General features: G+C 47.8%; 23 protein-coding genes and 1 pseudogene. 13 read left to right on the top strand and 11 right to left on the bottom strand.

Annotated features, from left to right (window positions below; genetic code table 11):
* Positions 1-183: 183 nt before the first annotated feature.
* Positions 184-669, top strand: a complete 486-nt coding sequence (gene spy / locus ACJHYO_RS11315) for an ATP-independent periplasmic protein-refolding chaperone Spy (protein WP_001228972.1) — start codon at positions 184-186, stop codon at positions 667-669.
* Positions 670-871: 202 nt separating this feature from the next.
* Positions 872-1,447 carry an environmental stress-induced protein Ves gene (gene ves / locus ACJHYO_RS11310; protein WP_000455604.1) on the top strand — a complete coding sequence of 192 codons (576 nt, stop codon included), beginning with the start codon at positions 872-874 and terminating at the stop codon, positions 1,445-1,447.
* Here the strand turns inward: ves and cho are convergent.
* Entirely contained in the window at positions 1,407-2,294 is an 888-nt protein-coding gene (cho, locus tag ACJHYO_RS11305; RefSeq protein ID WP_000252363.1) for an excinuclease Cho, read from the bottom strand. The two genes, ves and cho, sit on opposite strands and share 41 nt — an antisense overlap.
* Before the next feature lie 229 nt (positions 2,295-2,523).
* On the bottom strand, positions 2,524-3,351 hold the full coding sequence (gene nadE / locus ACJHYO_RS11300) for an ammonia-dependent NAD(+) synthetase (RefSeq protein ID WP_000175018.1): 828 nt from the start codon (positions 3,349-3,351) through the stop codon (positions 2,524-2,526).
* A 201-nt stretch (positions 3,352-3,552) separates the two neighbouring features.
* Between nadE and osmE the strand changes: the two genes are divergently transcribed.
* From osmE to chbG, 7 genes are all read left to right on the top strand, one after another.
* Positions 3,553-3,891, top strand: coding sequence for an osmotically-inducible lipoprotein OsmE (gene osmE / locus ACJHYO_RS11295; protein ID WP_001039046.1), 339 nt, complete (start codon positions 3,553-3,555; stop codon positions 3,889-3,891).
* A gap of 299 nt (positions 3,892-4,190) precedes the next feature.
* Positions 4,191-4,511, top strand: a complete 321-nt coding sequence (gene chbB / locus ACJHYO_RS11290) for a PTS N,N'-diacetylchitobiose transporter subunit IIB (RefSeq protein WP_000412169.1) — start codon at positions 4,191-4,193, stop codon at positions 4,509-4,511.
* An 84-nt stretch (positions 4,512-4,595) separates the two neighbouring features.
* Entirely contained in the window at positions 4,596-5,954 is a 1,359-nt protein-coding gene (chbC, locus tag ACJHYO_RS11285; protein WP_000073030.1) for a PTS N,N'-diacetylchitobiose transporter subunit IIC, read from the top strand.
* Positions 5,955-6,004: 50 nt separating this feature from the next.
* Positions 6,005-6,355 carry a PTS N,N'-diacetylchitobiose transporter subunit IIA gene (gene chbA, locus ACJHYO_RS11280; protein WP_000968919.1) on the top strand — a complete coding sequence of 117 codons (351 nt, stop codon included), beginning with the start codon at positions 6,005-6,007 and terminating at the stop codon, positions 6,353-6,355.
* Positions 6,356-6,362: 7 nt separating this feature from the next.
* Entirely contained in the window at positions 6,363-7,205 is an 843-nt protein-coding gene (gene chbR / locus ACJHYO_RS11275) for a transcriptional regulator ChbR (RefSeq protein WP_000983641.1), read from the top strand.
* 103 nt (positions 7,206-7,308) lie between these two features.
* Complete coding sequence (celF, locus tag ACJHYO_RS11270; RefSeq protein WP_000078752.1) at positions 7,309-8,661, top strand: 6-phospho-beta-glucosidase; 1,353 nt, start codon at positions 7,309-7,311, stop codon at positions 8,659-8,661.
* Positions 8,662-8,673: 12 nt separating this feature from the next.
* Positions 8,674-9,444, top strand: coding sequence for a chitin disaccharide deacetylase (gene chbG, locus ACJHYO_RS11265; RefSeq protein WP_094258946.1), 771 nt, complete (start codon positions 8,674-8,676; stop codon positions 9,442-9,444).
* A 34-nt stretch (positions 9,445-9,478) separates the two neighbouring features.
* On the opposite strand, the gene katE is transcribed toward chbG, so the two are convergent.
* On the bottom strand, positions 9,479-11,740 hold the full coding sequence (gene katE, locus ACJHYO_RS11260) for a catalase HPII (RefSeq protein WP_000077881.1): 2,262 nt from the start codon (positions 11,738-11,740) through the stop codon (positions 9,479-9,481).
* A 182-nt stretch (positions 11,741-11,922) separates the two neighbouring features.
* Here katE and cedA point away from each other — a divergent pair, with 182 nt between their 5' ends.
* Entirely contained in the window at positions 11,923-12,186 is a 264-nt protein-coding gene (gene cedA, locus ACJHYO_RS11255) for a cell division activator CedA (protein ID WP_001241562.1), read from the top strand.
* A 46-nt stretch (positions 12,187-12,232) separates the two neighbouring features.
* Here the strand turns inward: cedA and tcyP are convergent, their stop codons facing one another.
* The 3 genes from tcyP to hxpB form a co-directional block, all read right to left on the bottom strand.
* A complete protein-coding gene (gene tcyP / locus ACJHYO_RS11250; protein WP_001764566.1) occupies positions 12,233-13,624 on the bottom strand; it encodes a cystine/sulfocysteine:cation symporter in 1,392 nt (463 codons plus the stop codon).
* A gap of 132 nt (positions 13,625-13,756) precedes the next feature.
* Positions 13,757-14,347, bottom strand: coding sequence for a metal-dependent hydrolase (locus tag ACJHYO_RS11245; protein ID WP_001327813.1), 591 nt, complete (start codon positions 14,345-14,347; stop codon positions 13,757-13,759).
* Between the two features lie 163 nt (positions 14,348-14,510).
* Positions 14,511-15,179 (bottom strand): hexitol phosphatase HxpB, encoded by a 669-nt coding sequence (gene hxpB / locus ACJHYO_RS11240; RefSeq protein WP_000106821.1) that lies wholly within the window; start codon positions 15,177-15,179, stop codon positions 14,511-14,513.
* A gap of 146 nt (positions 15,180-15,325) precedes the next feature.
* Here hxpB and ACJHYO_RS11235 point away from each other — a divergent pair, with 146 nt between their 5' ends.
* Positions 15,326-15,862, top strand: a complete 537-nt coding sequence (locus ACJHYO_RS11235) for a YniB family protein (RefSeq protein WP_021541005.1) — start codon at positions 15,326-15,328, stop codon at positions 15,860-15,862.
* 40 nt (positions 15,863-15,902) lie between these two features.
* Here the strand turns inward: ACJHYO_RS11235 and ACJHYO_RS11230 are convergent, their stop codons facing one another.
* The 3 genes from ACJHYO_RS11230 to pfkB all read right to left on the bottom strand — a co-directional run bounded on the left by ACJHYO_RS11230 (position 15,903) and on the right by pfkB (position 18,189).
* Entirely contained in the window at positions 15,903-16,763 is an 861-nt protein-coding gene (locus tag ACJHYO_RS11230) for a fructosamine kinase family protein (RefSeq protein WP_000267650.1), read from the bottom strand.
* Positions 16,764-16,868: 105 nt separating this feature from the next.
* A complete protein-coding gene (gene ghoS / locus ACJHYO_RS11225) occupies positions 16,869-17,159 on the bottom strand; it encodes a type V toxin-antitoxin system endoribonuclease antitoxin GhoS (RefSeq protein ID WP_000146147.1) in 291 nt (96 codons plus the stop codon).
* Positions 17,160-17,259: 100 nt separating this feature from the next.
* Positions 17,260-18,189, bottom strand: a complete 930-nt coding sequence (pfkB, locus tag ACJHYO_RS11220) for a 6-phosphofructokinase II (RefSeq protein WP_000251757.1) — start codon at positions 18,187-18,189, stop codon at positions 17,260-17,262.
* A 286-nt stretch (positions 18,190-18,475) separates the two neighbouring features.
* Here pfkB and ACJHYO_RS11215 point away from each other — a divergent pair, with 286 nt between their 5' ends.
* Positions 18,476-19,234, top strand: a complete 759-nt coding sequence (locus tag ACJHYO_RS11215; RefSeq protein ID WP_000771396.1) for a YdiY family protein — start codon at positions 18,476-18,478, stop codon at positions 19,232-19,234.
* Between the two features lie 52 nt (positions 19,235-19,286).
* On the opposite strand, the gene yniD is transcribed toward ACJHYO_RS11215, so the two are convergent.
* Positions 19,287-19,394, bottom strand: a complete 108-nt coding sequence (yniD, locus tag ACJHYO_RS11210) for a small membrane protein YniD (protein WP_001142445.1) — start codon at positions 19,392-19,394, stop codon at positions 19,287-19,289.
* A 170-nt stretch (positions 19,395-19,564) separates the two neighbouring features.
* Positions 19,565-20,594, bottom strand: a pseudogene (locus ACJHYO_RS11205) (ShET2/EspL2 family type III secretion system effector toxin).
* Positions 20,595-21,116: 522 nt separating this feature from the next.
* On the opposite strand from ACJHYO_RS11205, the gene thrS reads away from it, so the two are divergent.
* Entirely contained in the window at positions 21,117-23,045 is a 1,929-nt protein-coding gene (thrS, locus tag ACJHYO_RS11200) for a threonine--tRNA ligase (protein ID WP_032286780.1), read from the top strand.
* The last annotated feature ends 1 nt before the right edge of the window (position 23,046 follow it).

Below are 23,046 nucleotides of genomic sequence, written 5' to 3'. Positions count from 1 at the left end.
TCTCATCACTCTCCATCAAATTTTCTTTTTTTCTCCATAATTGGCGCAAAAGTGTTTTTTACACTTTCATTGTTTTACCGTTGCTCTGATTAATTGACGCTAAAGTCAGTAAAGTTAATCTCGTCAACACGGCACGCTACTTAAGAAAGCCGTAATAAATAACTGAAAGGAAGGATATAGAATATGCGTAAATTAACTGCACTGTTTGTTGCCTCTACCCTGGCTCTTGGCGCGGCTAACCTGGCCCATGCCGCAGACACCACTACCGCAGCACCGGCTGACGCGAAGCCGATGATGCACCATAAAGGCAAGTTCGGTCCGCATGAGGACATGATGTTCAAAGACCTGAACCTGACCGACGCGCAGAAACAGCAGATCCGCGAAATCATGAAAGGCCAGCGTGACCAGATGAAACGTCCGCCGCTGGAAGAACGCCGCGCAATGCATGACATCATTGCCAGCGATACCTTCGATAAAGCAAAAGCTGAAGCGCAGATCGCAAAAATGGAAGAACAGCGCAAAGCTAACATGCTGGCGCACATGGAAACCCAGAACAAGATTTACAACATCCTGACGCCGGAACAGAAAAAGCAATTTAATGCTAATTTTGAGAAGCGTCTGACAGAACGTCCAGCGGCAAAAGGTAAAATGCCTGCAACTGCTGAATAATCTTTCAGCCAAAAAACGTAAGACCGCCGGTCTTGTCCACTACCTTGCAGTAATGCGGTGGACAGGATCGGCGGTTTTCTTTTCTCTTCTCAAACAGATGCAAAAAAAGCCTGATCGCCACTAACGTAAATCACCCGAGTTGCCGATAACCATCCACGGTTACCTGAACGATAGCAATGAAAAGAACGGGCCGGGAGCGGGTATGGAATACTTTGATATGCGTAAAATGTCGGTGAATCTGTGGCGAAACGCTGCCGGTGAAACGCGCGAAATTTGCACTTTCCCACCGGCAAAACGTGATTTTTACTGGCGTGCCAGCATTACATCCATCGCGGCGAATGGGGAGTTTTCTTTGTTTCCCGGTATGGAAAGGATAGTGACGTTGCTGGAAGGCGGCGAGATGTTCCTTGAAAGCGCAGACCGCTTTAACCATACCTTAAAACCGTTACAACCTTTTTCCTTTGCAGCGGACCTGGTGGTAAAAGCGAAACTGACGGCAGGGCAGATGTCGATGGATTTCAACATCATGACACGCCTGGATGTCTGTAAGGCGAAAGTCAGAATTGCCGAACGTACGTTTACTACCTTTGGTTCACGCGGCGGGGTGGTGTTTGTAATAAACGGGGCGTGGCAATTGGGCGACAAACTGCTCACTACTGACCAGGGCGCGTGCTGGTTCGATGGCAGGCACACCCTGCGGCTTTTGCAACCGCAAGGTAAACTGTTGTTCAGTGAAATCAACTGGCTTGCTGGTCATTCACCGGATCAAGTTCAGTAATTTCATAGTTACCGGAAAGCAGCGGCTTACAAAGAATTTTATAACCGTCGTGATCAAACCCGGCGGGTGCCCGAATTAACGTTGTCGCTTCTTTCAGCGAATTAACCGCCCCCAGCCACAGCCAGTTTTGAATAATATGATATTGAGTCATTTCCGGGTGCTGTTCTTTCAGCGCTACCGCACCTTTCCACGGCCAACAAACGACTCGTAAACGTTCCAGAGACTGGCGCAAACGTAGCGCATGATCGTCATGGCTCTCTTTACCGCAGCATGCTCCGGCGCAACGTTTTAGCGCTGAACGAAAACATGCACGACCGCGACTTAACGGTTCCAGTCCCAACAGGCCATAACAAAGTTTTTGTTCATCAGCGATGGTCTGCAATGCTTGCAAAGCTGCGCGCCTATTGGCAAACAGGCCAAACAGGTTGGGGGCTCGTGAAAAATCCACCTCTTTGGCATACACCACATCGACGCGCTTTTCATTTAATTGCAGGGCGCAGAGCTGGCGATTGCGGCGCAAGCGTTTATTAAACAGCGGCTGCTGCTCTTTGATTAATCGCGCTTCAAGGAGCAGAGCGCCGATTTCACCGGCGGTACATATCCAGCTGATGCGTCGGGATTGCCGTAGCATGGCGGCTTCATCAGGGGTGCGTAAATGAGAAAGCACCCGACTGCGGATGTTAATGCTTTTGCCGATATAGAGCGGCATGGTGTCACTTTCGCCATGAAACAGATACACCCCTGGTCGGGTGGGTAAGTCATTAAGGAATGAACGTAAATGTTCGGGATATTCATAAATTGCCGCAGCTTCAAATTCGAGCCGCGGAGAAGTTAAACGCCTTACCACTGTTGACTCCGAATGCTGGTTATCTATCCAGTGTAACAGGCGGGGAGCGATTAAAAAAGAGGCGGGTTGATGACAAAGGTTACACCGTCTGACGTGCTACGCCTGTCAGGCCTATTCGACTCATGCAATATATTGAATTTGCATAGTTTTGTGGGGCGAATAAGGCGTTCACGCCGCATCCGGCGTGAACAAAGTACTCTTTTTCGCACAAACCAATATGTGCAAATTATTACTTCTTCCAGAAATCATCGAAAACGGTAATTGGCGGACGGCGTTTATGTTCGGTTTTCAGATACCAGTTCTCTATTGTTCTGGCGACCTGTTCAGGCACGTTTTTCCCTTCCAGATAGTCGTCGATATTGTCATAGGTCACGCCGAGTGCCACTTCATCTGGCAGTGAAGGGCGATCATCTTCAAGATCGGCCGTTGGCGCTTTCTTATAAAGGTGTTCCGGGCAACCTAATGCCGCCAGTAACTGTTTACCCTGACGTTTGTTGAGACGATACAGCGGATTAATGTCCGTACCGCCGTCACCATATTTAGTGAAGAATCCGGTAATAGCTTCTGCTGCATGATCGGTGCCCACCACGACACCGCTGGTCATACCCGCAATGCTATATTGTGCTTTCATCCGCTCACGCGCTTTTTCATTGCCACGGACAAAATCGCTCAGTTCAATGCCTGCTTCCCGCAATGCCTGCTCGCTGGCGAGTACCGCGCCCTTGATATTAACGGTTAATACGCGATCCGGTTGAATAAAGGCGATGGCATCCTGGCAGTCTTGTTCGTCGGCCTGAACACCATAGGGCAGGCGTACGGCAATAAATTGCAGTGATTCGTTGCCGGTTTCCTGGCGCAGCTCATTAATCGCCATCTGGCACAGCTTACCGGCAAGCGTGGAGTCCTGACCGCCGCTGATCCCGAGCACCAGTGATTTAATGAACGGATAAGTTTGCAGGTAGCTTTTCAGAAAATCGATACTACGACGAATTTCCTCTTCAGCATTAATCTGCGGTTTTGCGCCCAGCGCCTTTATTATTTGTTGTTGCAATGTCATTGAACCCCTCCAGACAGAAAAGACAAAACTTCCTTAAAGCTAACCCGTTGCTACTGAAACGACAAGCGACAGCGGGCTGAATGGTGGTTAAAACGTCATACAGGAATCCTCTGAAAGAGGAGCCGTTTCGTTCACGGGCTTGAAAAAGCGCCCAATGTATTCCAGGCTTATCTAACACGCTGATAAACAAGAGGACGGAATATGAACAAGAATATGGCAGGAATTCTGAGTGCAGCGGCGGTATTAACCATGCTGGCGGGTTGTACGGCTTATGATCGTACCAAAGACCAGTTTGTACAGCCTGTGGTGAAAGACGTCAAAAAAGGCATGAGCCGGGCGCAGGTTGCACAAATTGCGGGTAAACCTTCGTCTGAAGTGAGCATGATCCATGCTCGTGGTACTTGCCAGACCTACATCCTGGGTCAACGTGATGGTAAAGCAGAAACCTACTTTGTCGCGTTAGATGATACCGGACATGTCATCAACTCCGGTTATCAGACCTGTGCTGAATACGACACTGATCCACAGGCTACGAAGTAATCACTTCGCCTGAAAGCTTGAGTAACAACGGAAACCGGCCATTGCGCCGGTTTTTTTTTGGCCTGTGTTCTTAATTATCTTCGCGAATTATTTGCCCGAAATGTGAAGAGGGTCATAACCACAGGTCAAGGAGAGACAATTTCTAAGGTCAAAGAAATACTATTGCTCAGGCCTATACCGTATACTCCTTTCAGCCACAAAAAAAGTCATGTTGGTTTCGCAAGTTACCCAGAGCATGGAAGCAGGTTAAGGCTTGCGGAGTGTCTGGCTGACAGATAATCGTCGATGAGGGCAGTTTTATGGAAAAGAAACACATTTATCTGTTTTGTTCTGCGGGCATGTCTACCTCTTTACTGGTATCAAAAATGCGCGCACAGGCAGAAAAATATGAAGTTCCGGTCATTATTGAAGCATTTCCGGAAACACTGGCTGGTGAAAAAGGTCAGAATGCCGATGTCGTGTTATTAGGGCCGCAGATTGCTTATATGTTGCCCGAAATCCAGCGTTTGTTACCCAACAAACCGGTTGAAGTAATTGACTCGCTGCTTTATGGCAAAGTCGATGGTTTAGGCGTGCTTAAGGCTGCGGTTGCAGCGATTAAAAAAGCCGCAGCAAATTAATTTATTTTAAATTTTCCCGTCAAAGAGTTATTTCATAAATCAATACCGCAATATTTAAATTGCGGTTTTAAAGGGTATTTTTCTATGAGTAATGTTATTGCATCGCTTGAAAAGGTACTCCTCCCTTTTGCAGTTAAAATAGGAAAGCAGCCACACGTTAATGCAATCAAAAATGGCTTTATTCGCTTAATGCCGTTAACCCTTGCGGGGGCCATGTTTGTATTAATTAACAACGTTTTTCTAAGTTTTGGGGAGGGGTCGTTTTTTTATTCCTTAGGTATTCGCCTGGATGCCTCAACCATTGAAACACTTAATGGTCTGAAAGGTATTGGCGGCAACGTATATAACGGAACATTAGGGATAATGTCTTTAATGGCACCGTTCTTTATTGGCATGGCGCTGGCAGAAGAGCGTAAAGTCGATGCGCTGGCGGCCGGGTTGTTATCCGTTGCAGCATTTATGACCGTCACCCCATATAGTGTCGGTGAGGCCTATGCGGTTGGCGCAAACTGGTTAGGTGGGGCGAATATCATCTCCGGGATTATTATTGGCCTGGTGGTGGCAGAAATGTTTACCTTTATTGTTCATCGTAACTGGGTCATTAAGTTACCTGATAGCGTTCCGACATCGGTTTCGCGCTCTTTCTCAGCATTAATTCCAGGTTTTATTATTCTTTCCGTGATGGGGATTATTGCCTGGGCGTTGAATACCTGGGGCACAAACTTCCATCAGATCATTATGGATACCATCTCAACCCCACTGGCATCGTTGGGTAGCGTGGTAGGCTGGGCCTATGTGATTTTTGTTCCACTGCTCTGGTTCTTCGGTATTCATGGCGCGCTGGCGCTGACCGCACTGGACAACGGCATTATGACGCCGTGGGCGCTGGAAAATATCGCGACCTATCAGCAATATGGTTCCGTCGAAGCGGCGCTGGCAGCCGGTAAGACCTTCCATATCTGGGCCAAACCGATGCTGGACTCCTTTATTTTCCTTGGTGGCAGTGGTGCGACTTTAGGCCTGATCCTGGCTATCTTTATCGCTTCTCGCCGTGCTGATTATCGTCAGGTGGCAAAACTGGCGCTGCCGTCCGGCATCTTCCAGATTAACGAACCGATTCTGTTTGGTCTGCCAATTATCATGAACCCGGTGATGTTTATCCCGTTTGTACTGGTACAACCGATTCTGGCGGCAATCACCCTGGCAGCGTACTACATGGGCATTATTCCACCGGTGACCAATATTGCACCGTGGACCATGCCCACCGGTCTGGGAGCCTTCTTTAACACCAACGGTAGCGTCGCCGCATTGCTGGTCGCACTCTTCAATCTTGGTATCGCAACGTTAATTTATCTGCCCTTTGTTGTGGTCGCTAACAAAGCACAAAACGCGATTGATAAAGAAGAGAGCGAAGAAGATATCGCCAACGCCCTGAAATTTTAATTGATGCCGGTACGGGTAATCGTGCCGGTAAGAATAGAGAGGAACGATGTATGATGGATCTCGATAATATTCCCGATACGCAAACGGAAGCTGAAGAGCTGGAAGAAGTGGTGATGGGGCTTATCATCAACTCCGGACAAGCGCGTAGCCTGGCGTATGCGGCACTGAAACAGGCGAAGCAGGGCGATTTTGCCGCAGCAAAAGCGATGATGGATCAGTCACGGATGGCATTGAATGAAGCGCATCTGGTACAGACGAAACTGATTGAAGGCGATGCTGGCGAAGGTAAGATGAAAGTGAGTCTGGTGCTGGTCCACGCTCAGGATCATTTAATGACGTCCATGCTTGCGCGTGAACTGATTACTGAATTAATTGAGCTTCATGAAAAACTGAAGGCATAAGGAGTCGATGATGCAGCCAGTGATTAACGCGCCGGAAATTGCCACTGCCCGAGAACAGCAGTTGTTTAATGGCAAAAACTTCCATGTGTTTATCTACAATAAAACTGAGAGTATCAGTGGACTGCATCAGCACGACTATTATGAATTTACTCTGGTATTAACCGGGCGTTATTTCCAGGAGATTAACGGTAAGCGCGTGTTACTGGAACGGGGCGATTTTGTTTTTATTCCGTTAGGTTCGCACCATCAAAGTTTTTATGAATTTGGTGCCACGCGTATATTGAACGTTGGGATCAGTAAACGCTTTTTTGAGCAGCATTACCTGCCGTTGTTGCCTTATTGCTTTGTAGCTTCGCAGGTATACCGGACCAATAACGCTTTTCTCACCTATGTGGAAACAGTGATTTCTTCATTGAATTTCCGCGAAACAGGGCTGGAAGAGTTTGTTGAGATGGTTACTTTTTATGTCATTAACCGTTTACGTCATTACCGCGAAGAACAGGTGATTGATGATATACCGCAGTGGCTGAAAAGTACGGTAGAAAAGATGCATGATAAAGAGCAGTTTAGTGAATCGGCGCTGGAGAATATGGTGACGTTGTCAGCCAAATCACAGGAATATTTGACGCGAGCGACTCAACGATACTATGGTAAAACGCCAATGCAGATTATTAATGAAATCCGTATTAATTTTGCCAAAAAACAACTGGAAATGACCAACTATTCAGTGACGGATATTGCGTTTGAGGCCGGTTATAGTAGCCCGAGCTTGTTTATTAAAACGTTTAAGAAATTAACGTCCTTTACGCCTAAGAGCTATCGTAAGAAATTGACTGAATTTAATCAGTAAGTCGTTATACCTGACAATTCACATATCTGTCCTGTTGCTGGATTATTTATGTCCGGGGGGCAGATATGCCAGATATCAGTATTCTGTACTGAAGGGAGAAATTATGAGCCAGAAATTAAAAGTCGTCACTATTGGTGGCGGGAGCAGCTATACCCCGGAGTTACTGGAAGGATTTATTAAGCGTTATCACGAATTGCCGGTCAGCGAATTATGGCTGGTGGATGTCGAAGGTGGTAAAGCGAAACTGGATATTATTTTTGATCTCTGCCAACGGATGATTGATAACGCTGGCGTCCCGATGAAGCTTTATAAAACGCTGGATCGCCGCGAAGCATTGAAAGATGCTGATTTCGTTACTACCCAACTGCGCGTTGGCCAATTACCGGCGCGGGAACTGGATGAACGTATTCCATTAAGTCATGGTTATCTTGGTCAGGAAACTAACGGCGCGGGCGGTCTGTTTAAAGGTCTGCGTACCATTCCGGTGATTTTTGACATCGTAAAAGATGTCGAAGAACTATGTCCGAATGCATGGGTGATTAACTTCACTAACCCGGCGGGAATGGTCACTGAAGCCGTTTATCGTCATACCGGATTTAAACGCTTTATCGGCGTGTGTAATATTCCGATCGGCATGAAGATGTTTATTCGCGATGTTCTGATGCTGAAAGACAGCGATGATTTATCTATCGATCTGTTCGGCCTCAACCATATGGTGTTCATTAAGGATGTGCTGGTAAATGGCAAATCACGCTTTGCCGAATTGCTTGATGGTGTGGCATCCGGGCAGTTAAAAGCATCTGGCGTTAAAAATATTTTCGATCTGCCATTTAGCGAAGGCTTAATTCGTTCTATGAATCTGTTGCCGTGTTCTTATTTGCTTTATTACTTCAAGCAAAAAGAGATGCTGGCTATTGAAATGGGCGAATACTACAAAGGCGGCGCACGAGCGCAGGTAGTACAGAAAGTCGAGAAACAACTTTTTGAGCTATATAAAAACCCGGAGTTGAACGTTAAGCCGAAAGAACTGGAACAGCGCGGTGGGGCTTATTATTCTGATGCTGCGTGCGAAGTGATCAACGCTATCTATAACGACAAGCAAGCAGAACATTACGTTAATATCCCGCATCATGGGCATATTGATAATATTCCGGCAGACTGGGCGGTAGAAATGACCTGTACGCTGGGGCGCGATGGCGCGACGCCACATCCGCGCATTACGCATTTCGATGATAAAGTGATGGGGCTGATTCACACCATCAAAGGCTTCGAGATTGCTGCCAGCAACGCCGCACTTAGTGGAGAATTTAACGATGTCTTACTGGCGCTAAACCTTAGTCCGTTGGTGCATTCCGATCGCGATGCTGAGCTGCTGGCACGCGAGATGATTCTGGCGCACGAGAAATGGCTGCCAAATTTTGCCGACTGCATCGCAGAGCTTAAAAAAGCACATTAACCGAGGCTGATTATGGAACGCTTACTGATTGTTAATGCCGATGATTTTGGCTTAAGCAAAGGTCAGAACTACGGCATTATCGAGGCCTGTCGCAATGGGATTGTCACGTCGACGACGGCGCTGGTGAATGGGCAGGCTATTGACCATGCGGTGCAGTTGAGCCGTGATGAACCGAGTCTGGCCATAGGGATGCACTTTGTCCTTACTATGGGCAAGCCTCTGACAGTTATGCCGGGGTTAACCCGCGATGGTGTGCTGGGAAAATGGATCTGGCAGTTGGCAGAAGAAGATGCTTTACCGCTGGAAGAAATTACTCAGGAGCTCGCCAGTCAGTATTTGCGTTTCATTGAGCTATTTGGACGCAAACCTACGCATCTTGATAGCCATCATCATGTGCATATGTTCCCGCAGATTTTCCCGATTGTGGCAAAGTTTGCGGCTGAAGAGGGGATTGCGTTGCGCATCGACCGTCAACCGCTATCTAACGATGGTGATTTACCGGCTAATCTGCGCAGTTCGCAGGGATTCAGTAGCGCGTTTTATGGTGAAGAGATTAGCGAGGCATTGTTCCTGCAAGTGCTTGATGATTCCAGCCATCGTGGGGAACGCTCGTTGGAAGTTATGTGCCATCCGGCGTTTGTCGATAATACGATTCGCCAGAGTGCTTATTGCTTCCCTCGGTTAACGGAACTGGATGTGCTGACTTCAGCGTCGTTGAAATATGCGATTGCTGAGCGTGGTTATCGGTTGGGTAGTTATCATGATGTGCAAGTAAGGTGGTAAGGTCACTCCCCAGGGGGCGTGACCTTATCCATATTTACGCCGGGATTTTGTCAATCTTAGGAATGCGTGACCACACGCGGTGTGCTGTCATCAGCGTTAACAGTTCATCCATAAAACTACCATCGGCGCTGTCAGCTTCCGCAATCCCTTCTTCACCCTGGTCAGCGACCTTGATTGTTGCTTTAAACTTGCGCGCGTCTCCTGCCAGCGCAATCGGTTTAAGGTGTTTGTAGGCTTCCATCAGATAGTAGTTGGCATCGCCGTTGTTAGCGATATCCGCAATATTGCCGCAAGGGACAATGACTGCATCGACCGTCAGCGAAGGCGCACCTGCAAAGGTAGCAGCTATAGGCAACACCGTACCGTCATCCGCAGTCACTTCCCCCATTCGGGAGTAGAGCAGTTTGGCATGAACGCCTTTGGCCTTCAGTGCATTGAGAATGGCCAGAAGGTCTGCCGATCTCACTTCATCATTAAGCAAAATTGCTACCACGCGACCTTTAACATCACCGTCAGGAATGGCGTACAGACTTAAGGATGGATCCTTTTTCAGACCGTTGACGTCCGGAGGTGGGGTGATATTCAGCTGGTCATCAGTCAGTTCGATACCGAGATTTTTCGCCACCGCCTGGGCCAGAGTGAGATCAATATGCGCCAGCTGGTCAACAACGCGCTCACGAATATACGGACGAACTACTTTGCTTAACTCAAAACTGAAACCATCGACAATATGGCGCTGCTCGAATGGCGTCTGACTTAGCCAGAACAGACGCGGATGGGAATAATATTCGCCAAACGATGGACTGCGCTCGCGAACTTTATTTCCTTCCACGCGTTCCTGGTATGATTCAAAACCGCCGCGTTTCGGCCCCGGCGGTGTTTCGCGCGGCCAGTTATCGTTGATCGAGTTCGGTTCGTAATTCGCAGGGTTAGTGTCGATCCCCATACGATGCATGCCGTCACGCTGGAAATTATGGTAAGGGCAGGTCGGGCGGTTAATCGGAATTTCATGGAAATTCGGCCCACCAAGACGACTGATTTGTGTATCGGTATAAGAGAACAAACGCCCCTGCAATAACGGGTCGTTGGTGAAATCCAGACCGGGGACAATATGCCCTGGATGGAAAGCCACCTGTTCGTTTTCAGCAAAGAAGTTATCCGGATTACGATTGAGCACCATTTTGCCGACACGCTGAACGGGCACCAATTCTTCCGGGATAAGTTTGGTTGGATCGAGAAGATCGAAGTCGAACTTGAATTCGTCTTCTTCAGGAATCAACTGGAAGCCCAGTTCGTATTCAGGAAAATCGCCTGCTTCAATCGCTTCCCACAACTCGCGGCGGTGGAAGTCCGGGTCACGTCCGGTTAGTTTTTGTGCTTCATCCCAAACGAGTGAGGCTTTACCTGCCAGTGGTTTCCAGTGGAAACGTACGAACGTTGCCTTCCCTTCGGCATTAATCAGGCGGAAGGTATGAATACCGAAGCCTTCCATAGTGCGGTAACTGCGCGGGATACCGCGATCCGACATTGCCCACATCACGTTGTGCAGAGTTTCAGGTTGCAGAGAAACATAATCCCAGAAAGTATCGTGGGCGCTTTGCCCTTGTGGAATTGCCCAGTGCGGTTCTGGTTTTACCGCATGAACAAAATCGGGGAATTTATGCGCATCCTGGATAAAGAAGATTGGCGTGTTATTGCCAACGAGGTCAAAAATACCCTCTTCAGTATAGAACTTGGTGGCAAAGCCACGGATATCACGTACGGTATCGGCAGAGCCAGCGCCGCCCTGAACGGTAGAGAACCTAACAAATACTGGGGTGATTTTGTTCGTATCTGAGAGGAAATCCGCTTTGGTGATATCGCTTAAGCTTTTATATGGCTGGAAATAACCGTGAGCTGCTGATCCGCGTGCATGAACAATACGTTCCGGGATGCGCTCATGGTCAAAGTGAGTGATTTTCTCGCGCAGAATAAAATCTTCCAGCAGAGTTGGACCACGGCTACCGGCACGCAGTGAGTTTTGATCGTCGGCGATGCGCACGCCCTGATTAGTGGTCAGCGCATAATTTTCACTGCCTTTGCGTACGTCTTCCAGAGAATTAAGTTTTTCGTTACGCGTATCAGGGGCTTTCAGGCTCCCTGGGGCGGTAGGTTGTGCACCAGGCGGTGTTGGTTCAGCCGCTGGACGATGAGATCCGTCTTCAGGTGCCAGTGAGTCCATCCCCGGTTTCGCTTCGCTGGAATCGTGTAGTGGTGACTGGTGCTGATGTGGGTTCTTTTCGTTATGTTGCGACATTGAACTCGTCTCCTTAAATTATTACTGAAAGGGCCGCTGTTTTGGTCAAAAAACCCTCTAACTATAGACCACCAGCCAGATCCCGCTTCGGAAACTATTCTGGAAACGGTGTTATGAAATACACGCAAAGCGGGACGTACAGGGGCTAAATCGGCTAAACTACAGTTTTTCTGATTTTTAATATGCGTTTAGTGAAGCCAGTAATGAAGAAACCGCTCCGTCAGCAAAACCGCCAGATTATTAGCTATGTCCCACGCACGGAACCCGCGCCGCCAGAACATGCGATAAAGATGGATTCGTTTCGTGATGTCTGGATGCTGCGTGGCAAATATGTTGCGTTTGTACTGATGGGGGAGTCATTTCTGCGCTCACCGGCGTTTACTGTGCCTGAATCCGCCCAGCGTTGGGCAAATCAGATTCGTCAGGAAAATGAGGTCGAAGAATAAAAAAACACCTGTCGGGATGACAGGCGTTTAACGTAACAAATCAGGATTAACGGTGTGCCAGTTCGGCGTCGTCTTTGCTATCCAGAATGGCTTTATCGGTTTGCTTCAGCCACTGGCTGGTCAGCGTGCCAGCGGTCATCGAGCCACTAACGTTTAGCGCCGTACGACCCATGTCGATAAGCGGTTCAACGGAGATTAACAATGCCACCAGCGTTACCGGCAGGCCCATCGCAGGCAGCACAATCAGTGCGGCGAAAGTTGCACCACCACCGACACCGGCAACGCCTGCGGAACTAACGGTGACAATACCGACCAGCGTCGCAATCCACATCGGGTCCAGTGGGTTAATGCCCACCGTAGGCGCAACCATCACCGCCAGCATTGCCGGATACAAACCGGCACAACCGTTCTGACCAATGGTCGCACCGAAAGAGGCGGCGAAACTGGCGATGGATTCAGGAACACCCAGACGACGCGTTTGTGCTTCCACATTCAGTGGGATAGACGCAGCACTGGAACGGCTGGTAAAGGCAAACGTCAGTACTGGCCATACCTTACGGAAGTACTTCAGCGGGCTCACGCCATTAATGCCCAGCAGAAGGCCATGCACTGCAAACATAATCAGCAGACCGAGGTAGGACGCAACAACGAAACTTCCCAGTTTGATGATGTCTTGCAGGTTAGAACCTGCAACCACTTTGGTCATCAGCGCCAGAACACCGTAAGGGGTCAACTGCATGACCAGGCGAACCAGTTTCATCACCCAGCTTTGCAGGGTATCGATAGCGGTTAAGACGCGTTCACCTTTCGGCGCATCATCCTTCAGCAGTTTCAGCGCAGCTACGCCGAGGAATGCGGCAAAAATTACCACGCTGATAATTGACGTCGGATTGGCTCCGGTCAGATCGGCAAACGGGTTTTTCGGGATAAAGGACAAGACCAGCTGCGGAACGCTCAGGTCAGAGACTTTACCAACATAGTTACTTTCGATGGCGTTCAGACGTGCAGTTTCTGCACCACCCTGAACCAGACCTTCAGCCGTCAAACCAAACAGGTTGGTGACCAGCACACCGACCAGCGCTGCAATCAGCGTGGTAAACAAAAGCGTACCGATGGTCAGAAAACTGATTTTGCCTAACTGAGATGCGTTATGCAGACGGGCAACCGCGCTCAGAATAGAGGCGAAGACTAGCGGCATAACGATCATTTGCAGCAGTTGAACATAGCCGTTACCAACAATGTTAAACCACTGTACAGAATCTTTAAGTACCTGGCTGTCAGAACCATAAATGGTATGCAGGGCAAGGCCAAAAACCACACCCATCACAAGACCCACCAGCACTTTTTTCGCCAGACTCCACTGTTTGTGGCGGGTTTGAGCCAGCGCAAACAGCAGTACAACGAACACCACGATGTTCGCAATTAATGGAAAGTTCATCCCCGTTCTCCTGATCTTATTATTTCTATCACTGCGTAACAGTCATAGTGTTGGCGCAAGATTAACAGAACTGTGAGCTGGCTCTTATATTCAAATGGAATTGCTTATTCCAGAAAGGCGATTTTTGCCTTTTTAGTATTCAACCTGATGCTTAATAAGCCGATGAAACTGGATCTGTAAGGTATTGATCATTTGCGATGACCAACGAACAGCGCTGTTTTCGGGTAATGAATGGGGCATCCATACCGACCAGACAAATAATGCCATGCAGATAAAACGTTCCAGTTGGTTGCCCTTTTGGGAAACCAGGATAGGCAAGCGGAAACGCCAGCGGCATGGCCAGAGCAGGGGAACACCGGCGGGTGTCAGCATATCGGCAAGTATGTGGCTCAAATAACCCAGCACCATACCCTGCAACGCATCAGCCGGAATGAACCAGCTTTCAGGAACTTTAAGGTAAAAGGTTGCCAGCAGCGCAAATACCGCCAGCAGACTGTGGGTAAAACCACGATGCCCAAAAGCGCGGGCGATCGGTTTTGATATCCACTTTAATCGCTGCCCAAGAAACGACTTTGGGTGATCGATGTCCGGTAACAAACACGTCAGGATTGCGGAAGGGACAATATGCCACCAGTCACCCTGTGCCAGCACGGGCGTCAGCTCGGCATTTTTGGCAAATACCGCACAAGCAATAGAAAAGAGAAGGTGACCTTCCGCCGTCATGATAAAACTCACTAAACTGTCGATACGTACAGTATAGGGTTTTTATACAGTGCACGGAAGTGGTGACGGTGTAACTCTTTCTCTTAAATTGGCGATTAATCCGTCAGTTGAATGCAAATTCAGATAAAGAACCAGGGGCAGTGTGATCACTGCCCCCTGGTCATTAACCGAGAAGGTCTTTTGCGGTGAGTTCTGTCAGCGATGAGAGTTTGACGTTTGCTAATACAAAACGTGGATCATTTTGCGCTTCTGGCGCAGGAACGACGATGGAACGCATGCGGGCTGCTTTAGAGGCGATCATGCCATTTACCGAATCTTCCAGTGCCACGCAGGTCAGAGGGTCAACCCCCAGTTTTGCTGCGCAGTCGAGATATACTTGCGGATGCGGCTTGCTGTAAGGCAATTTTTCAGCCGAGGCGAGGGCATCGAAACTGTCGCGTAAATCAAACATGGTCAATACTTTTTCCAGCATATGCAGCGGTGACGCGGAGGCCAGCCCCACCAATAAACCTTGTTCTTTGCATAACGCAACGGCTTCACGCACACCTGGCAATAATGGACGTGTCTCTTCAACCAGTGAAATGGCACGGGCAATAACTTGTTCTACTACTTCCTGACGGCTTGGCCCATTCCATGGTTGCCGGGCGTACCAAAGATCGACCACCATATCGATGCGTAAACCTAAGGTGTCCGGCAGCTCGTTACGACGGGAGATATCCACCCCCAGGCTTGCCATCACATCCAGTTCGGCTCGATCCCATAAAGGTTCTGAGTCGATAAGTAATCCATCCATATCAAAAATTGCAGCAAGAATCTGACGCGGGGTTGACATTACAACCTCTCCTTTAGAGCATTATATGTAAGGTATTAAGCCGTGCTTATGATTAAGCGCCTATCATATCGCCTTTAAAGAATGGGCGAAAACAGATATCTACAGGTAAACTAAGTGAAATGACGCGTCTTAATCAAGGAGAACTCATGACGTATCAACAAGCTGGACGCATTGCTGTTTTGAAAAGGATTTTGGGTTGGGTGATTTTTATACCTGCATTGATCTCTACATTGATTTCTTTGCTGAAATTTATGAATACCCGGCAGGAAAACCAGGAAGGCATTAATGCGGTCATGCTCGACTTTACTCATGTCATGATCGATATGATGCAGGCGAATACGCCTTTTTTGAATGTGTTCTGGTACAACTCTCCGACGCCCAATTTTAATGGTGGCGTGAACGTTATGTTCTGGGTGATTTTCATCCTGATTTTTGTCGGACTGGCGTTGCAGGATTCCGGTGCCCGGATGAGTCGCCAGGCGCGCTTCTTGCGGGAAGGTGTTGAAGATCAACTCATTCTGGAAAAAGCCAAAGGGGAAGAGGGGCTAACGCGTGAACAAATTGAGTCACGTATTGTTGTGCCGCACCATACTATTTTCCTGCAGTTTTTCTCGCTGTATATCCTGCCGGTTATTTGTATTGCTGCAGGTTATGTGTTCTTTTCTCTGCTGGGGTTTATTTAATTAAAAGGCCGCACGGAGCGGCCATTATCCTCAACCCGTATCATGCTGCTAATAATCTATCCAGTGACTGCTGAGCAATAACCAAATGCTGACCGCCAAATAACCTTGCACGATTTAACAGCGTGTAGAGTTGGTAAACCGGTTGACGTTCAAGGAAATCGGCAGGTAGCGGGGATACTGACTGATAGCCGTCATAGATTTGTGGCGGCTGTTCAGTATGCAGCGGTAACATCGCCAGGTCGCACTCTCGGTCACCCCAGTAGCAGGCCGGGTCGAAAATGTACGGGCCATCCGGACCCAGCGCACAGTTGCCGGACCATAAATCGCCGTGCAACAGAGAAGGCTGCGGTTGATGCGAGGCCAGACGCTGCTGAATATGCTCGACGATGGCATCGATATTGCCGAAAGCGATCCCTTTTTCTGCCGCCAGTTCCAGCTGCCAGCCAATCCGTTGTTCAGCAAAAAAAGTTGACCAGCGACGTTGCCAGGTGTTGGGCTGGGGAGTTGTGGAGAGCGCGTTATCGAAATCGAGGCCAAATTGCGGTTGGTCGCTCCATTGATGTAAACGCGCAATTTGCTGACCAAGAATAAATGCGCTATGCGCATCCAGCGGGCGAGGTGGGAGATAATCCATCACCAGAAAACTGTAGTCACGGTCAGCGCCAACTGCCCAAACCTTAGGCACGGTGACGGTTTTACTACGCGACAGTAACTCCAGTTGGTCGGCTTCGGCGGTAAAACCGGGAAGCAGTTCCCTTTCATCACATTTGACGAAAAAGTCATGTCCTGCATAGCGCAAATGCCATGCGGCATGGACTTCTCCGCCAGGCAGTTCATTACGCAGTTCGATTTCGCCTTCACCTAACTGCTCGCTCAAAAGACGACTGATTGCCTGCCACATGATGTCTCTCCCATGTTGTCTGCCAGATCATAAGGTTAGCGCAAGAATGCGGTGTAAAAACACGAGCTAACGCACACCACAGACTGATTATTGCCCAAAAACCATTTATTTTCTGTTGCTATTCCATTCCTCCCAGGTCGTGATGGCTATTTCAGGATCTTTACCGGTTGCACTTTGGGTAAGCCCCGAAACCAGTTCTCTAATTTCTTCTTCACTTTGGGTACTGATAAGTCCAAAAGTGTTAGTCCCCAGCTCATGGATATTGCCATCATCATCCGTCATGGTGAGCAAAAAACCGTCGCGAGTCAGGTAATTATTCAACTCATTAATTTCAGTCAATGTATCCTCATGCAACATGACGGTTATGACATAACGGACAAGATCGCCACTGGCCATAGTTCACCCCTTTGTTATCACATGACTTTTGAGCATAGTCGGAGAAACGCGTTGCCGACAGGTTGGTGGTGATTCCCCCAATGCAGGGGGAATGTTTCAGTTAGCGGGAAAGGTAAGCGTAAATTTTTTGTGTATCGTCATGGGAGCACAGGCGTGTTCCCTGATTGAGTGTGGCTGCACTCCCCGCAGCTACGCCAAAACGGACCATCTCTTCAAGAGAGGCATTTTCTGCCAGTTTCAGTGTCATCGCGCCGACCATGCTGTCACCAGCGCCAACGGTGCTCTGGCTTTTCACCGGTGGTGGCACCACCTGAATGCAGTTTTCACTATCAACGCCCAACGCCCCTTGTGGACCCAGGGAAACGACAACCCGTTTGGCCTTGCCGCTATTAACAATTTCCTGCGCGGCTTTGCGGACATCGTCTGGCTGGGTGAGTTCGCGATTCACCAGCGCACTGAGTTCTTTTTGGTTAGGCTTAACCAACTCGATGTTACCAATCGCCAGTGCTGCACTTAACGCTTCGCCAGAACTGTCGATGATGCAGCGGATCCCTTGTTTTTGCGCAGCGGAAATCAGTTGGGTTAATTTTTCCAGCTTCACACCTGGCGGCAGGCTTCCGCTTATGACCAGGATGGCCCCGGATTCAATTTCCAGAACTTGCTCTTCAAGCTGGCGAAACTCATCTTCATTTAATGCCGCGCCTGGCATAACAAAACGATACTGCTCACCGCTTGCTTCCACATGTACGTGTAAATTCTGCCGGGTCCAGTCTTTGGCCTCTACAGTAGCGACGGGGACATTTTCATCCGCCAACAGTGAAACCAGATGTTCGCCGGTCGCGCCACCCGCCGGGAAGATCGCTGTGGCAGTGCCTCCAAGATGGGCAATGGCGCGGGCGACATTGATGCCGCCGCCACCGGGTTCGAACACCGGTGCGGTACAGCGCAGTTTTCCTTCGGGATAAATTTGCGGGGTAATTGTTGCGCTATCAAGAGAGGGCGCAAGTGTCAACGTATAGATACGTACCATCATTTCCTCCTATAGGCTGATTTCAGTCTGGCACCGAATCAGCGGAAAGTGAAGAAATTAACAATATGATTTATTGGAGCTTTATTTAAAATTTTGCAGATAAATATATATAAATAAAAATCTGTTTTCGCCACATGCTTATTCAAAAAATGAAATAAGAATACATTGCTAAGTTATTCGCGCCTTTTTATAATTCGTTACCTTTCCAGGGACGCTAATCTTTGATCCTTAAGAAAGTTTCCGGGACCGCGATGGTCTCTTTTTTTGTTGTACGGACTCTTGATAAATGAAGCTTTTGAAGACAGTTCCTGCCATCGTTATGTTGGCGGGGGGCATGTTTGCGTCACTGAATGCAGCTGCCGATGATTCCGTTTTTACTGTCATGGACGATCCTGCCAGCGCTAAAAAACCTTTCGAAGGTAATCTGAACGCAGGATATCTTGCACAATCAGGCAATACGAAAAGCTCCTCACTTACGGCTGACACCACTATGACCTGGTATGGACAAACCACTGCCTGGTCGCTGTGGGGGAACGCCAGTAATACTTCTTCTAATGATGAGCGTTCTTCAGAAAAATATGCGGCGGGCGGGCGTAGCCGTTTTAATTTAACTGATTATGACTATTTATTTGGTCAGGCAAGCTGGCTGACAGACCGTTATAACGGCTATCGAGAGCGCGATGTGTTGACCGCGGGTTATGGTCGCCAGTTTTTGAATGGCCCGGTACACAGTTTCCGCTTTGAATTCGGCCCTGGTGTGCGTTACGACAAATATACCGACAATGCCAGTGAAACCCAGCCGCTGGGCTATGCCTCCGGGGCTTATGCATGGCAGTTGACTGACAACGCTAAATTTACGCAGGGTGTTTCGGTCTTTGGCGCGGAAGACACAACGCTGAACTCCGAAAGCGCATTAAATGTTGCTATTAATGAACATTTTGGACTGAAGGTGGCTTACAACGTTACATGGAACTCTGAACCTCCAGAGTCTGCACCGGAACATACCGATCGTCGGACAACCTTATCGTTGGGTTACAGCATGTAAAATTATCTGCCGGACCGTGTTATGCGGTCTGGCTGTTTTCGTTTGTCACTGCTCAGCCCCAAATCATTGCTGCCCAACGTAGCAACAACATAGCGCCACAGATTGCCAGTAGCACCACCACCATCTTCCAGTGTTTTTTATCAAAGCGTTTAGTCGGCATACCAGTGTCCTGCATATCTCTTGTGCGTGATAACGGAGTGTAACAAAAGGGACAGGCATCAAGGGATTTTTTGTTATTACAGTCGTCGGGTGGCGTTGTACACCTGGTCACTGTTTCTGCATTTTATGAAAAAAATTATGTATCGATATACAAATATCATAAATAGCGGGTTATAAATACGTCTTTAGTTCATCAGCACTAAAACTCAGGCTTTGGCTGATTACATTTATAGCAGCATAATATGTTTCTACAGTTTTATGATGATTATGATGAATGGCTATATGAACAGCTGACATGTTGTCATGATTTTTAGCGGCCAACAGTGTAAATAACTGACGTTGGCTAAAAGAATATTTTTTTCAAAAGTACCCAACGTTGATATATAAGATAACACGACATCTTTACTTACTGACAAAGTATGATTGTCTATATATAAAATCGCGGACATATGACTGACATTGTTTGCCATCATTCGACAGAAGAAAATATCTAAAGCAAAGCCAAAATCCTGACTCGCGATAACGCGACTCCTTGCAAGAGGATGGCGAAGTAATGCTCTGAATTCCGCGTCCCGGACTAAGGAGACATGCTGCTGTATGGATTCAACAGAGGAGTAATGTTTAATCAGGTTGACTTTGCCTTTTCCATTTCTCAATGAATCAAGGGCGTATTTTAATGACAGATGGCGACAAAAAATAGTGTCAGAAGGAGATTGCAAAAAAATGCACTATCGTTGAGATTTACTGTTGGCTGTATGGTTTTTTCTCTATGAATTTTTTTGGACAGTTTCATGCAATGGTTACGTTTTTCGGCAGTTAACTGTTCCTGTTCAATATAATCCAGTATGCTTCGCAAATGGTTAGCTTTAATCGGCGTGGTTTCCAGGAATAAGGAAATGATTTCTTTTTTATAGTGTAATGTAATGAGTGTATTTTCTGCATGGATGGGTGAAGTGGCAAAGTTAATGATAAAAAGGGCAGTGGAATAACAATTTTGTGAAATTTTTCGACAGCTTGCGGTAAATTCTTGAGTAACACAGTATGACAGCATCGAACTTAAATAAGAGGTATCAAGTAGGGTGATGAGCTGGCGCGCAAATTGATTAATAGGCTCTGATGAAGGCGTTAGTATGTCGCTATCGATGTGCATTCTAAGAGGAGACTCATAATGAGTTCTGATAATGATATCGTTTTTACTCATAATCTATTCGCCTTATATATGTCTGGAGATTTTGAGGATGATGATTGATTATTATCGCCAGAACGAAATGCGCACGAAAAATTGCTATAAGAATTGTGTCACTTTTATCATTGCGATATGACTACTTCGTCATTAATCTCATGATCGTTTAAATACTACCGCCAAATCACGCAACGAACTTTGCTGGATTCAGTTTATGCTGCTGTAAATCCGCTCGTAGTAAACCTTTCAGACACTCTGTGATGTTATCAGTGGTTCTTTAAGCGTTTTGCTGGTGTACTCACTACAAACGAATTGCGAATCGAATCAATGTGAAACGGAAAGGTACAATCTCCCTTTTTTTAGTGTTAACATCGTTCAACCGGGTGGAAGGTGAGAGGTTAATGTCTTTCATTTGTGTACCTGATTGCGGACCAATTTAGCATTTGTTGGCTAGATGGTTGCGCAATGAACTGTTAATAAACAAATTTTTCTTTGTATGTGATCTTTCGTGTGGGTCACCACTGCAAATAAGGATATAAAATGCCTGTTATAACTCTTCCTGATGGCAGCCAACGCCATTACGACCACGCTGTAAGCCCCATGGATGTTGCGCTGGACATTGGTCTAGGTCTGGCGAAAGCCTGTATCGCAGGGCGCGTTAATGGCGAACTGGTTGATGCTTGCGATCTGATTGAAAACGACGCACAACTGTCGATCATTACTGCCAAAGACGAAGAAGGTCTGGAGATCATTCGTCACTCCTGTGCGCACCTGTTAGGGCACGCGATTAAACAACTTTGGCCGCATACCAAAATGGCAATCGGCCCGGTTATTGACAACGGTTTTTATTACGACGTTGATCTTGACCGCACGTTAACCCAGGAAGATGTCGAAGCACTCGAGAAGCGGATGCATGAGCTTGCTGAGAAAAACTACGACGTCATTAAGAAGAAAGTCAGCTGGCATGAAGCGCGTGAAACTTTCGCCAACCGTGGGGAGAGCTACAAAGTCTCCATTCTTGACGAAAACATCGCCCATGATGACAAGCCAGGTCTGTACTTCCATGAAGAATATGTCGATATGTGCCGCGGTCCGCACGTACCGAACATGCGTTTCTGCCATCATTTCAAACTAATGAAAACGGCAGGGGCTTACTGGCGTGGCGACAGCAATAACAAAATGTTGCAACGTATTTACGGTACGGCGTGGGCAGACAAAAAAGCGCTTAACGCTTACCTGCAACGCCTGGAAGAAGCCGCGAAACGCGACCACCGTAAAATCGGTAAACAGCTCGACCTGTACCATATGCAGGAAGAAGCGCCGGGTATGGTATTCTGGCACAACGACGGCTGGACCATCTTCCGTGAACTGGAAGTGTTTGTTCGTTCTAAACTGAAAGAGTACCAGTATCAGGAAGTTAAAGGTCCGTTCATGATGGACCGTGTCCTGTGGGAAAAAACCGGTCACTGGGACAACTACAAAGATGCAATGTTCACCACCTCTTCTGAGAACCGTGAATACTGCATTAAGCCGATGAACTGTCCGGGGCACGTACAAATTTTCAACCAGGGGCTGAAGTCTTATCGCGATCTGCCGCTGCGTATGGCCGAGTTTGGTAGCTGCCACCGTAACGAGCCGTCAGGTTCGCTGCATGGCCTGATGCGCGTGCGTGGTTTTACCCAGGATGACGCGCATATCTTCTGTACTGAAGAACAAATTCGCGATGAAGTTAACGGATGTATCCGTTTAGTCTATGATATGTACAGCACTTTTGGCTTCGAGAAGATCGTCGTCAAACTCTCCACTCGTCCTGAAAAACGTATTGGCAGCGACGAAATGTGGGATCGTGCTGAGGCGGACCTGGCGGTTGCGCTGGAAGAAAACAACATCCCGTTTGAATATCAACTGGGTGAAGGCGCTTTCTACGGTCCGAAAATTGAATTTACCCTGTATGACTGCCTCGATCGTGCATGGCAGTGCGGTACAGTACAGCTGGACTTCTCTTTGCCTTCTCGTCTGAGCGCTTCTTATGTAGGCGAAGACAATGAACGTAAAGTACCGGTAATGATTCACCGCGCAATTCTGGGGTCGATGGAACGTTTCATCGGTATCCTGACCGAAGAATTTGCTGGTTTCTTCCCGACCTGGCTTGCGCCAGTTCAGGTTGTTATCATGAATATTACCGATTCTCAGTCTGAATACGTTAACGAACTGACGCAAAAACTATCAAATGCGGGCATTCGTGTTAAAGCAGACTTGAGAAATGAGAAGATTGGCTTTAAAATCCGCGAGCACACTTTGCGTCGCGTCCCATATATGCTGGTCTGTGGTGATAAAGAGGTGGAATCAGGCAAAGTTGCCGTTCGCACCCGCCGTGGTAAAGACCTGGGAAGCATGGACGTAAATGAAGTGATCGAGAAGCTGCAACAAGAGATTCGCAGCCGCAGTCTTAAACAATTGGAGGAATAAG

This window comes from Escherichia sp. WS1118 (genome assembly GCF_046487695.1).
In the GTDB taxonomy this organism is placed as follows: Bacteria; Pseudomonadota; Gammaproteobacteria; order Enterobacterales; family Enterobacteriaceae; genus Escherichia; species Escherichia coli.
This window is presented reverse-complemented; position numbering and strand designations above follow the sequence as displayed.

Excerpts from the sequence above, each read along its gene's own strand:
- spy (WP_001228972.1), top strand. The coding sequence starts at position 184 with ATGCGTAAATTAACTGCACTGTTTGTTGCCTCTACCCTGGCTCTTGGC.
- ves (WP_000455604.1), top strand. The coding sequence starts at position 872 with ATGGAATACTTTGATATGCGTAAAATGTCGGTGAATCTGTGGCGAAAC.
- nadE (WP_000175018.1), bottom strand. The coding sequence starts at position 3,351 with ATGACATTGCAACAACAAATAATAAAGGCGCTGGGCGCAAAACCGCAG.
- osmE (WP_001039046.1), top strand. The coding sequence starts at position 3,553 with ATGAACAAGAATATGGCAGGAATTCTGAGTGCAGCGGCGGTATTAACC.
- chbB (WP_000412169.1), top strand. The coding sequence starts at position 4,191 with ATGGAAAAGAAACACATTTATCTGTTTTGTTCTGCGGGCATGTCTACC.
- chbC (WP_000073030.1), top strand. The coding sequence starts at position 4,596 with ATGAGTAATGTTATTGCATCGCTTGAAAAGGTACTCCTCCCTTTTGCA.
- chbA (WP_000968919.1), top strand. The coding sequence starts at position 6,005 with ATGATGGATCTCGATAATATTCCCGATACGCAAACGGAAGCTGAAGAG.
- chbR (WP_000983641.1), top strand. The coding sequence starts at position 6,363 with ATGATGCAGCCAGTGATTAACGCGCCGGAAATTGCCACTGCCCGAGAA.
- celF (WP_000078752.1), top strand. The coding sequence starts at position 7,309 with ATGAGCCAGAAATTAAAAGTCGTCACTATTGGTGGCGGGAGCAGCTAT.
- chbG (WP_094258946.1), top strand. The coding sequence starts at position 8,674 with ATGGAACGCTTACTGATTGTTAATGCCGATGATTTTGGCTTAAGCAAA.
- katE (WP_000077881.1), bottom strand. The coding sequence starts at position 11,740 with ATGTCGCAACATAACGAAAAGAACCCACATCAGCACCAGTCACCACTA.
- cedA (WP_001241562.1), top strand. The coding sequence starts at position 11,923 with ATGCGTTTAGTGAAGCCAGTAATGAAGAAACCGCTCCGTCAGCAAAAC.
- tcyP (WP_001764566.1), bottom strand. The coding sequence starts at position 13,624 with ATGAACTTTCCATTAATTGCGAACATCGTGGTGTTCGTTGTACTGCTG.
- ACJHYO_RS11245 (WP_001327813.1), bottom strand. The coding sequence starts at position 14,347 with ATGACGGCGGAAGGTCACCTTCTCTTTTCTATTGCTTGTGCGGTATTT.
- hxpB (WP_000106821.1), bottom strand. The coding sequence starts at position 15,179 with ATGTCAACCCCGCGTCAGATTCTTGCTGCAATTTTTGATATGGATGGA.
- ACJHYO_RS11235 (WP_021541005.1), top strand. The coding sequence starts at position 15,326 with ATGACGTATCAACAAGCTGGACGCATTGCTGTTTTGAAAAGGATTTTG.
- ACJHYO_RS11230 (WP_000267650.1), bottom strand. The coding sequence starts at position 16,763 with ATGTGGCAGGCAATCAGTCGTCTTTTGAGCGAGCAGTTAGGTGAAGGC.
- ghoS (WP_000146147.1), bottom strand. The coding sequence starts at position 17,159 with ATGGCCAGTGGCGATCTTGTCCGTTATGTCATAACCGTCATGTTGCAT.
- pfkB (WP_000251757.1), bottom strand. The coding sequence starts at position 18,189 with ATGGTACGTATCTATACGTTGACACTTGCGCCCTCTCTTGATAGCGCA.
- ACJHYO_RS11215 (WP_000771396.1), top strand. The coding sequence starts at position 18,476 with ATGAAGCTTTTGAAGACAGTTCCTGCCATCGTTATGTTGGCGGGGGGC.
- yniD (WP_001142445.1), bottom strand. The coding sequence starts at position 19,394 with ATGCCGACTAAACGCTTTGATAAAAAACACTGGAAGATGGTGGTGGTG.
- thrS (WP_032286780.1), top strand. The coding sequence starts at position 21,117 with ATGCCTGTTATAACTCTTCCTGATGGCAGCCAACGCCATTACGACCAC.